Here is a 9,567-nt window from a genome sequence, read left to right on the forward strand (position 1 = left end):
TGCCCCATGGCTGCGAAATCCGGCCCGCTGGCGGGCGTGGCGGAGATGCGGGTGGCAGAGTGCGGTTCCAGGCTGACGCGAGCCCTGGGCCAATTCTGGCGAGGCTGGCCGCTATCGACAGAATGACGGGGTGGGGCCATCTTCATGGGATGCGCCGCTGGGCTGAAATCCTGACCACCCTCGTGCTGTTCGCCATCGTCATGTCGGCGATCGGGTGGGCGGCGAATATCGGCATAGAGCAGGCGTACCCGTGGGTGCTCTCCAACATCGGGCATGCCGGCATCTGGGCGTTTTTCGTGCTGCTCTGGATCACGGGCGGCGTGCTCCTCTACCGTGAGAGGGCCGGCAGGGCGGGGAAGGCCGCCGGCAGGTAGGGCCGGACCCGGTCCGCCTGAGACGGCAGCGCCGCCTGGCCGCCGCGGGCCGCCATGTTCCCGAGTGCCGCCGCCCGCTGCTGCGTCACCCCGCGCGCCTCGATGGCCGCCAAGAGCGCGTTCAGCCGATCCCCCTGGGTCATCGTCACCGCATCTGCCAGTTCGCGGTTGCGGGCGACGTCGGCCGACTTGCCGGCGGCGTTGATCCCGGCTTTCGCCAACCGACTCGCCTGCGCCAGCGCCCAGCCCTGCGGCCCGCCGATGGCACCCGCGACGGTGCCGCCAAAGTCGTCCCCGAGGGTGGTCCGAGGTGCCACCCGATCCGCCGCCTGACTGCGCTGCGCGGTCTGCGAGCCCTCGACGATCCGGCGGTTGGCCTGGTCGAACGCCGCCTCCCTGTTCACCGCGCCGACGACACGATCGACCGGCGCCTGCCCGTGGAGCTGCGCGAGGTTGCCCGACCATCGGCCACTCCGCGAAGGACCGCGGCACGTCCTACCGGGAGATGTACGGGGCACCGGGCAACCTGCTCGCCTACGTCCACAACGGATCCGAGGCCGATCACATCGCCGCCAAGGATCGGGCGCTGGAGATCCTCGGCGAGCGCCAGGATTTCCTGAGCCGCGATCCTGGGCCTGACCCGGTCGAGGCCATGAACCGCCGGGTCATGCGCCGCCAGGCCGAGGAAGCCGACCGCGCCGAGACCCTGCGCCGGCAGCAGCGCGCCGTCTGCATCTGGGGTGAGGCGCGGGACCCGCGCGGCACGCCGGTCGAGACGTACCTGCGCAGCCGCGGCCTGGACCTTACCGACGAGGTGGCAGGCACAGCGCTCCGGTGGCACCCGCGCGGGCCGTGGGGTCTCGACCGCTCGCCCATGATGGTGGCGGCCATGTCCGACGTGCTGACGGGCGAGGTACGGGCCGTGCACCGGACCGCTCTGACCAGCGATGGCCAGAAGATCGACCGCAAGATGCTCGGCCCGGCCGCCGGCACCGCCATCATGCTGACGCCCGCCGCCGAGACGGTGGCGATCGGCGAAGGCATCGAGAGCGCCCTATCGGCCAAGCAGCTCGGCTACGGGCCCGGTGTCTGGGCCATGGGGAGCGCGGGTGCGATGGGCCGCCTGCCCGTCCTCGACGGCGTGCAGCGCCTCGTCCTCCTGGAGGAGCGCGACACCGCCAGCGCCAATGCCGTGTCGGATTGCGGCCACCGATGGACCCGCGCCGGGCGCGCCGTGTCTGTGGTGCTGCCGAAGGTCGGCAAAGATCTCAACGACAGCCTGCGGAGGAGCGTTTGATGCGATCAGCATTCGCCGACGAGCGCCCCTTCGTTGCCAACGACCACCCGCCGCCTAAGCCCGACGGCACCGACCTCGACGCCCTGAACGAGAAGTACTGCGTCGTGCGCGAGGGCAGGAAGACCCGGGTCCTCACCTTCGAGCCGCATCGGCGGAAGGAGCACACCCGCGAGGTGGCGACGTACCTCGCGTTCGAGGATTTTCGGAACTTCCACCTCAACCGCACTGTGCGGATCGGCGAGGATAAGAAGATCCCGCTCGGGCACTGGTGGCTCAAGCACCCCGACCGCCGGCAGTACGAGGGCGTCACCTTCCAGCCTGGCGCCGGCCAGGAGGTCGACGGGCGGCTGAACCTCTGGCGTGGTTGGGGCATCGAGCCGAAGAAGGGCCTGTGGCCCCGGATGTACCGGCACATCAAGGAGGTGCTGGCCGACAACGACGTGGCCGCAGCCAACTACATCTTCAAATGGGTCGCCTGGGCGGTTCAGCATCCGGCTGAGCGGGCGCAGGCTGCCCTCGTGTTCAAGGGCAAGAAGGGTACCGGCAAGGGCACGCTCGGCAACGCGCTCTGCACGATCTTCGGCCAGCACGGCACCCACATCAGTAGCGCCGAGCACCTGGCCGGACGGTTCAACGGGCACTTACGCGACGCCTGCCTGCTGTTCGCCGATGAGGCCTACTGGCCTGGTGACAAGGGCGCCGAGGGCTCGCTGAAACGCCTCGTCACCGAGCCGGACCTGTTCATCGAGGCCAAGGGCCGCGACGGCATCACGGTCGCGAACATGCTGCACATCATCATGGCCTCGAACGAGGACTGGATCGTGCCAGCCGGCGACCGGAGGTTCATGCCGTCACAGTCAGATGCCGAGCGCATCGCGGCCCGCATCTGTCGCCGAGACAAGGTGATGATGCTCACGGCACGCAGAAGCCGCTCGCGCCCTTGGCCGAGCTTCCATTCATACACCCCAGACGACGCTGCCTGACCGGAGGACGCGCCATGCCCAGCAACCACGACCCAGACCGCATGCCCCACCCCGGCCGCACCTCGGCAGAGCGCCGCGCCGTTTAGGCAGCATCACTGGATGGAGCGTGGTCCAGGGGTCATCGAGCGCCCAGCTTCGAGCAAGGCACGGATCTTGGCCGTCGCGTGCGAAAGGATGTCCGGGCGCGCTTCATCGTAGGGCATTTCGGCGATGAAGCTCTGGAGGGCCTCGGTAATCCGATCCTCGATTTCATCCATCACCATCAAGCCACTCGGACCTTCGCGGAGTAGATACGCGTCTGCGAGCGTCAGATAGGCAGCACTGGCCAGGAGGAAGGCCACACCATTCGCTTCTTCCGCCGGATTAGGTCCCGGATCGCTCCCGCTAACTTGGCTGCTCGGCAATTCATCGATCATCAGTTCGCGCCCTGAACATTATCAGCGCGAACGTATGCCTCAGACTATGCGGAACACACAGCTGTGAATACTGCGCATTATTTTGAATATTATGGCATTTATATAATCTAGGGGTGGAACATTTTTGCTCAACCACACCCTTCGGTTGTAATCGCATCTTCCTCCGTCATTGACCCGATTGGCACCGCCTGCCGGGCCGAGCTGCGCCGGATCGGTCACGTGACCCCCGCCGCCCACCCCGGCGGCGACGTGGCCGAGCTCAGCGTCGAGATCGCCCAAATGGATCCGGCACACTCCGGCTGGCGTGCCATAGCACTTGAGACCGCGTGGGCTGGGATCGGTGGGTCTACGCCGCGATTGCAGCCTAGGGAGCAGATCCAGGCCATGAAACGCCCGCTGACCACCAGCTTCTCGGCGCCAGCGCTCATCCAGGCACCGCAGGCCGAGCCAGAGCAACCGCCGATCCCAACTTGGCGCGAGGTCGCCCCAATCGTGTCGGCCCTGGTCATCACCCTGGAGGCGATCGAGACCGGACCGAAGGCCGGGCCCGCGATGAGGGCTCACCGTTCCGCTATGCGCCGGCAAGGGGAGGCTGCAGCAGCGCTCGGCGGGCACGTGGCCATGGAGGCCGTGCTGCACCAGGTTGGGGATGTGGATCCCGCTCGTGCAGAACGGCGCCAGGCGCTCATCCGTGACGCCTGGACGGGGCTATCTGAATGGCGCCCATGACGCTGCCTCGCGCACGCGCGCCCGCGAGTGGGAAATTTTGGCATTGAGATCGCCCACTCCGTGTAGGCGCAGACGATGAACCAGAACCTGTAAGGGTCCTGGCCGACCGCTGAGATCAGTAGCCGCCGTAGAACCGGCGCGGGCCGTCGTACCCCCCATAGTAGCCGCGGGGTCCGCGGTCATAGCCGCCACCGTATCCGTAGCCCGGGCCACCGCCGTAGTAGCCGCGAGGGCCGCCATAGCCCCAGCCGCGATCATTGGGACGGCAACGGCCCCACGGGTTCGGGTGAAAGCCGGGACCGCAGCCGCCTGCCACGTGTTCGACCAGGGTTTCGCCGGCAGGCGGGCTGTAGCTGAACGGGGCCGCGTTCGCCGTCGTGGCTGTAGTAAGGCCGGCTGCGATCACCGCAGCCATCCCGAGCGTCTTCGTGCGCACCATGTCGTGCCCCTCCGAAACCATCGAACCGGACTTGCCGGACCTGATGTGGCCAGGGTGTGACCGGCGCCCTGAACCGGTTCTGGTCGGCTCGTTCATCAATCCGCTGGCGCCCGGATGTGCGTCGATCCGATCGTGACGGTTCACAAGGACACACAAAAACGGCGGGGCTCGCACCCCGCCGCTTATAGATCGATGATCCTCGCTCGACGCGGATCAATCCTCGTCATCGTCCTCGCGGCGTAGGCGCTCCTCGCGGCGAAGCGGATCGCGCCGCCCATCGCGGAACTCCTCACGACGGTCCTCGCGACGGATCTCGTCCCGGTCACGCTCCCGCGGTGAGCGCGGATCGACCCGCACGCCGCCCGGTCCGATGTCGATGCTCTGCGCCGTGGCCGGCACACTCGGGATGGCGAAGAGGCCGGCTGCGATCAGCGAGCTGGCGAATAATTGCTTCATGGCGCGTTTCTCCCGGGGGTAGAGGCTGTCACCTACGGTTCGTCAGGCTGAAGAGCGCGAAACCCGCCAATGCCGCGAGGCCTAAGGCGAGGGGCTGATTGGCTTGAACGAAGTCGGCCGCTTGCTCTCGGGCTTGCCGAAGATCGTTGCCCAGAGGCGAACCCGTCAGGATGCGCTCGGCCCGGTCGCGGTTCTCTTCCCGGGTGTTGATCGAGACCTCGAACGCATCGCCATGTCGACCGATCTCGATGCTGTTGCGGGCAAACCCTGCCTGGGGGAGGTGATCGCGCGCTGATTGAGCGGCCTTAAGGGATGGGAGTGTGACCGACGCTAACGTACTGTCCGACATCATTTCCTCCGAAGGGCGGATCGAAACTCGTCGGGGTCGATCTCGTTCCTCGTGACGCTAACCCCTCCGTGGCCATCGAGGTCCGAAACGATGCGATCGGTGTCCAGCACTGAGGTGTCGCCTTTGCGCTCCAAGCTTTGGTGAAAGGCCTGGGAGTTTGATGCCCCGTGACGAGACCAGCACCTGCATTTCGCCTGCATTTGCAGTGGCACCCTCGGAACAGCCGCGATAGACAAAACCTATGACCAAAGCATGGTGGGATAGGCTATGAACGATGGAGGCAAGTTCCAACCGGGGCAGAGTGGCAACCCAGCGGGCAAGATTAAGGGTACTCGCAACCGGACGACCCAGGCCGTCGAGGCGATCCTGGACGGCGAGGCCGAGGCGCTGACCCGTAAGGCGGTCGAGATGGCGCTGGACGGTGATGGCCCCGCGCTGCGGTTGTGCCTCGACCGGCTATGCCCGCCCCGTAAGGACCGGGTGGTGCAGTTCGACATGCCGGTGATCGAGAAGATCGCGGACGTGCCGATCGCTACCGCGAAGCTCATGCAGGCGGTGGCCGACGGCGAGCTGACCCCGAGCGAAGCCCGAGACGTCAGCGCGGCTGTCGGCGTGCACGTCGAGGCGATCAAAGCGGTGGACCTGGACCGGCGGCTCGCCCGCATCGAGGAGGCTATGGGAAATGTACTCTAAGGTCCTTGAAGCCCGCCTCGCCAAGATAGAGGCCAATCCGCGGTTCGGTGCGCTCTTGGGTCTATCCGACGCCGAGCTCGACCGGCAGATCGTGGCGGGCCTGAACGAGATGGCGTCCGAGTGGCCGTCCTTCGGCGCCATGGTCTCGAACCTGCGCGAGTCGCCCATGCCGGCAGACAAGGAGCTCGCCGGCCAGATCGAGACGTTCATCACCGACTGGCAGGCGCAGCAGCGGCAGAAGGCGGTGCAGTAGGCCAGACAGCTTCATGAACAGCATGCTGGGCCTCGTCAGCTTGGTGCTCAGCGCCGACGATTAGGTGGCCCGTTCGCGATCAAGCGATGAGGCTTCGAGTGGCATCGATCGGCGCAGGCGAAGCGATCAGCCCAGCCTGCGCCGTTGCAGTCGCAGGCCTTAGCGCAGGCCAGCCGCTCCGGAGACCGCACCGGAGACCACGAGGGCGTTGCCGTCGATATGGCCGCTGACGGAGCCCGGGCCCATCAGCTGAGAGCCAGAGTAGCCGGACAGGCCGGTGGCGGCGTTGGAACTGGCGGCGCGGTCGAAGCCGCCGGCGAGCTTACCGCTGGCGTCGATGTTGTACGAGGCATTGTTGGCGTGGGCGTTGTTCAGGGTCGAACCGCCGAGGTTCGACGTGCCCGAGGTGTTGTTGTAGCCGTTGAGGTTGCCGCTACCGCTGATCTCACCGATCTGCGCCGACTTCATCTCGTTGTGAGAGGCCGAGCCGCCCTGCAGGGTCGTGGTCTGGACGACGCCGACGACATTGGCGTTGCCGGCGTTGATCTGATCGGCGCTGACGCCGACGAACCGGTTGGTGACGTTCGTGTTGGCCTCCAGGCGGGTACCCGACATCGAGGCCGAGTTGTTGAGGCCCGGTGTGCCGAGGCCGGCGGAGTGGGCGCCGATCGTCATGTTCGACAGGCCGACGTTCGAGAGCCGGTCCTGGGCGATGGCCGGCGCGGCCACAGCGACGACGGTGACGACGGCGAGTGAGAGTGTACGCATCTACTAACCCCTTGAATGGCGAGGATCGATGTCCTGGCTCTTCGATGCCTGAGCGCATCCCGTGGGGGACGATGTCGACCGCGTCCCCCCGAGGATGCTCTCGTCATCGACCGGAGTTCGACAGGCTCTGATCGATCGAGGCCCGCACGGCGACACGGCTGGCGACGCGCTGCCTGCGCACACGGGTACGTCCGCGCGGTGGGGCGGTATCGACGATCGGCTCATTCTCATCCGGGGCGACGCCGAGGCTCCCCTGGCGTGCCGCCTGACGGGCCGCCTCGTACTCCGCACGCTGATCGGCGCAGACGATGCCCGAGCGGTTCAGAGCTCCCTTCATCGCATCGCTGGTGCACAGCATCTCCAGGGCGGCGGCGTTCTGGCCGAGGCCGGCCAACGCGGCGGCGTTCGCCCGGATCGTGCACTCGTGCATCTCCCAGGTGCTGCCGCCACCGAAGGAGAAGCCGGTGCCGCCAACGCCGACCGAGGAGGAGCCGGCGCAGGAGTTGAGTCCGGCCGAGGTCAGACCAGGCGCAAAAGCATTGGCGGTGGTGTCGATGGTCGACTTGTTCCGGGTCGTCGCCGGCGAGTTGAAGACGTTCATCGCGGTCGAACCGGCGGTGACGCTCGACGACGAGGTGGTCATACCGTTGGACTGTGCAGCTGCAGGCAGCGCAGCCGAGAACATCGCCAGGCTAAGCAGCCCAGCCCGCAGCGTCAGTTTCATGATCAGATCCCCTCCGCCTGCAGGGTCTTCAGATACGAAGACCGAGGCCGGTATTGTTAATTTCGCCCCGCGTCCGCTGGCGACATCTACAGAGTACCGATTATCGGTCATGTTGCAATTATAGATTTGAACTAAGTTCTGTATTAACCCCGTCTGTTTAGAATGTGAAGCTATATTAACCATCCGCGTCGACAGCGGATAGTAGATAATTTCAATCGCAATCTATGTATATTTCGCTCTAATTTTCGACGAAAAGATTCATCTCGGAGGATCTATATGCAGTGTAGAAGTGGATACAATACCAATAAATGTCGATTGCTTGCTGATTATTGGATTTATCATCGCAGGAATGGCCATAAAATCAGTTCTTAGCCGTTATCATAGCTGAATGCATCGTTCTGATATGAGACATCGATCAAAAATGGTGTTTAACCAATTCTTCACGTCGCGGTGGAGGCGGCAAAAACCGGGAGTTTCAAGGGCTGCAACACGGCTGGATAGCCATGTCTGAGCAGCCCGAAGCTGATCGCCCAAGGGTGGCCGTCCAGATTGTCACCGAGCACTGAATAGCGAGGCTGCCTGTTAACGGTTCGGTATCATTGCGGAAGTATGAGACCTCATAGTTCGAGGTGGTGTCATGCGTGTTCTGCTGATCGAAGACGATGCCACCTTCGCACAGAGCATCGAGCTGATGCTCAAGTCCGAGAGTTTCGTCACCTATACGACAGATCTCGGTGAGGAAGGCGTCGATCTCGGCAAGCTCTACGATTACGACATCATCCTCCTCGACCTGAACCTACCCGATATGTCCGGCTACGAGGTGCTGCGCTCGCTCCGCGTAGCCAAAATTCAGACGCCGATCCTCGTCCTGTCCGGCATGGCCAGCATCGAGGACAAGGTGAAGGGTTTGGGCTTCGGGGCCGACGACTACCTGACCAAGCCGTTCCACAAGGACGAGCTGATCGCCCGCATCCACGCCATCGTGCGCCGATCGAAGGGCCACGCCCAGTCAGTGATCACCATTGATGATTTGGTCGTGAACCTCGACCAGAAGATGGTCGAGGTCGGGGCCGCCCGGGTTAATCTCACCGGTAAGGAGTACCAGCTGTTGGAGCTCCTGGCCCTGAGGAAGGGCACGACGCTCACCAAGGAGATGTTCCTGAACCACCTCTACGGTGGCATGGACGAGCCTGAGCTGAAGATCATCGACGTGTTCATCTGCAAGTTGCGCAAGAAGCTCGCCAACGCCAGCCAGGGCAAGAATTACATCGAGACCGTATGGGGCCGCGGCTACGTGATGCGTGATGGTACGAGCGAGATGCGAGCTATGGCGGGCTGAAAATATCTTCGCAGATTTCTAGAAAATCCATAAGCCGTATTGATTTCTCATTCTCGTCGGCTCAAATGCTTTGCTTTACACAAGCAGGCGCACCATGGATCAAGACGTAGAGACCTTCGACGCTTCGGCCGTCGATTTCATCGAGCTGACAGCCGACATCGTCTCGGCCTACGTTTCGAAAAATTCGGTTCGACCCAGTGACATGCCGGAGCTACTTGCCAGCATTCACAGTGCTTTAACTGGGCTCAATCAGGGCAGCGCTCCCGAAGCCCAGACGGTCGGCAAGCCCACCCCGTCCCAGATCCGGAAGTCGATCACCCCGGACGCGCTGATCAGCTTCATCGACGGCAAGCCGTACAAGACGCTGAAGCGCCACCTCACCGGCAACGGCATGACGATCGAGCAGTACCGGGAGCGCTTCGGCCTGCCGCGTGACTACCCCTCGACGGCCGCCAGCTACTCCGAGAAGCGCTCGGCGCTTGCCAAGAGCCTCGGCCTTGGAAACAACCGCCGGAAGGCGGCTCCGAAGGCCGCTGAGCCTGCTGAGACCGTCTCTGAGAAGCCGAAGCGCGCTGCTGGGCGGCCGCGGAAGGCGAAGGCAGGCGTAGGCCTAAGGAGAGAGCGTAAATCCGGCTCCTATCTTGGTCTTGAAACTGCGCAGGTACAGGGGCTCGACCGGCGGCGATAATCATAGCCGCCGGCTGACCCCTGAGCGTGGCTTAGGGTGTGAGCATCGGCACAGCCTCC

General features: G+C 64.4%; 15 protein-coding genes. 9 read left to right on the plus strand and 6 right to left on the minus strand.

The genetic code is table 11. The features are described from left to right. Window positions 1-149 precede the first annotated feature (149 nt). The gene (locus tag MKL20_RS10385) at window positions 150-374 is read left to right on the plus strand and encodes a hypothetical protein (protein WP_244036599.1); all 225 of its coding nucleotides are present in this window, start codon (window positions 150-152) and stop codon (window positions 372-374) included. Here the strand turns inward: MKL20_RS10385 and MKL20_RS10390 are convergent. After that, window positions 329-778, minus strand: coding sequence for a hypothetical protein (locus MKL20_RS10390; RefSeq protein WP_244036600.1), 450 nt, complete (start codon window positions 776-778; stop codon window positions 329-331). The genes MKL20_RS10385 and MKL20_RS10390 overlap by 46 nt on opposite strands. Before the next feature lie 101 nt (window positions 779-879). On the opposite strand from MKL20_RS10390, the gene MKL20_RS10395 reads away from it, so the two are divergent. Together MKL20_RS10395 and MKL20_RS10400 are read left to right on the plus strand one after the other, a co-directional pair. After that, complete coding sequence (locus MKL20_RS10395) at window positions 880-1,671, plus strand: toprim domain-containing protein (protein WP_244036601.1); 792 nt, start codon at window positions 880-882, stop codon at window positions 1,669-1,671. Continuing rightward, window positions 1,671-2,654 carry a primase-helicase family protein gene (locus tag MKL20_RS10400; protein WP_244036602.1) on the plus strand — a complete coding sequence of 328 codons (984 nt, stop codon included), beginning with the start codon at window positions 1,671-1,673 and terminating at the stop codon, window positions 2,652-2,654. Before MKL20_RS10395 ends, MKL20_RS10400 begins: the two co-directional genes overlap by 1 nt. A 92-nt stretch (window positions 2,655-2,746) precedes the next feature. Here MKL20_RS10400 and MKL20_RS10405 read toward each other — a convergent pair whose 3' ends face one another. Next, a complete protein-coding gene (locus MKL20_RS10405; protein ID WP_244036603.1) occupies window positions 2,747-3,070 on the minus strand; it encodes a hypothetical protein in 324 nt (107 codons plus the stop codon). A gap of 384 nt (window positions 3,071-3,454) precedes the next feature. Here MKL20_RS10405 and MKL20_RS10410 point away from each other — a divergent pair, with 384 nt between their 5' ends. Beyond that, complete coding sequence (locus MKL20_RS10410) at window positions 3,455-3,799, plus strand: hypothetical protein (RefSeq protein ID WP_244036604.1); 345 nt, start codon at window positions 3,455-3,457, stop codon at window positions 3,797-3,799. A gap of 115 nt (window positions 3,800-3,914) precedes the next feature. Here MKL20_RS10410 and MKL20_RS10415 read toward each other — a convergent pair whose 3' ends face one another. Both MKL20_RS10415 and MKL20_RS10420 read right to left on the minus strand, forming a co-directional pair. Further along, window positions 3,915-4,238, minus strand: coding sequence for a GCG_CRPN prefix-to-repeats domain-containing protein (locus tag MKL20_RS10415; RefSeq protein ID WP_244036605.1), 324 nt, complete (start codon window positions 4,236-4,238; stop codon window positions 3,915-3,917). Window positions 4,239-4,451: 213 nt separating this feature from the next. Continuing rightward, a complete protein-coding gene (locus tag MKL20_RS10420; protein WP_244036606.1) occupies window positions 4,452-4,694 on the minus strand; it encodes a hypothetical protein in 243 nt (80 codons plus the stop codon). A gap of 103 nt (window positions 4,695-4,797) precedes the next feature. Here MKL20_RS10420 and MKL20_RS33135 point away from each other — a divergent pair, with 103 nt between their 5' ends. The 3 genes from MKL20_RS33135 to MKL20_RS10435 all read left to right on the plus strand — a co-directional run bounded on the left by MKL20_RS33135 (window position 4,798) and on the right by MKL20_RS10435 (window position 5,989). Further along, window positions 4,798-4,989, plus strand: a complete 192-nt coding sequence (locus tag MKL20_RS33135) for a hypothetical protein (protein ID WP_313902715.1) — start codon at window positions 4,798-4,800, stop codon at window positions 4,987-4,989. Window positions 4,990-5,310: 321 nt separating this feature from the next. Next, complete coding sequence (locus MKL20_RS10430) at window positions 5,311-5,736, plus strand: DUF5681 domain-containing protein (protein ID WP_244036608.1); 426 nt, start codon at window positions 5,311-5,313, stop codon at window positions 5,734-5,736. Further along, complete coding sequence (locus tag MKL20_RS10435) at window positions 5,726-5,989, plus strand: hypothetical protein (protein ID WP_244036609.1); 264 nt, start codon at window positions 5,726-5,728, stop codon at window positions 5,987-5,989. Before MKL20_RS10430 ends, MKL20_RS10435 begins: the two co-directional genes overlap by 11 nt. A gap of 159 nt (window positions 5,990-6,148) precedes the next feature. Here the strand turns inward: MKL20_RS10435 and MKL20_RS10440 are convergent, their stop codons facing one another. Together MKL20_RS10440 and MKL20_RS10445 are read right to left on the minus strand one after the other, a co-directional pair. Continuing rightward, window positions 6,149-6,757, minus strand: a complete 609-nt coding sequence (locus tag MKL20_RS10440) for a hypothetical protein (protein WP_244036610.1) — start codon at window positions 6,755-6,757, stop codon at window positions 6,149-6,151. Between the two features lie 103 nt (window positions 6,758-6,860). Beyond that, window positions 6,861-7,481 (minus strand): hypothetical protein, encoded by a 621-nt coding sequence (locus tag MKL20_RS10445; RefSeq protein ID WP_244036611.1) that lies wholly within the window; start codon window positions 7,479-7,481, stop codon window positions 6,861-6,863. Between the two features lie 637 nt (window positions 7,482-8,118). Here MKL20_RS10445 and ctrA point away from each other — a divergent pair. Together ctrA and MKL20_RS10455 are read left to right on the plus strand one after the other, a co-directional pair. Beyond that, the gene (gene ctrA, locus MKL20_RS10450; RefSeq protein ID WP_244036612.1) at window positions 8,119-8,820 is read left to right on the plus strand and encodes a response regulator transcription factor CtrA; all 702 of its coding nucleotides are present in this window, start codon (window positions 8,119-8,121) and stop codon (window positions 8,818-8,820) included. 94 nt (window positions 8,821-8,914) lie between these two features. Further along, on the plus strand, window positions 8,915-9,508 hold the full coding sequence (locus tag MKL20_RS10455; RefSeq protein ID WP_244036613.1) for a MucR family transcriptional regulator: 594 nt from the start codon (window positions 8,915-8,917) through the stop codon (window positions 9,506-9,508). Window positions 9,509-9,567 lie beyond the last annotated feature (59 nt).

Source organism: Methylobacterium sp. E-066, assembly GCF_022829635.1.
In the GTDB taxonomy this organism is placed as follows: Bacteria; Pseudomonadota; Alphaproteobacteria; order Rhizobiales; family Beijerinckiaceae; genus Methylobacterium.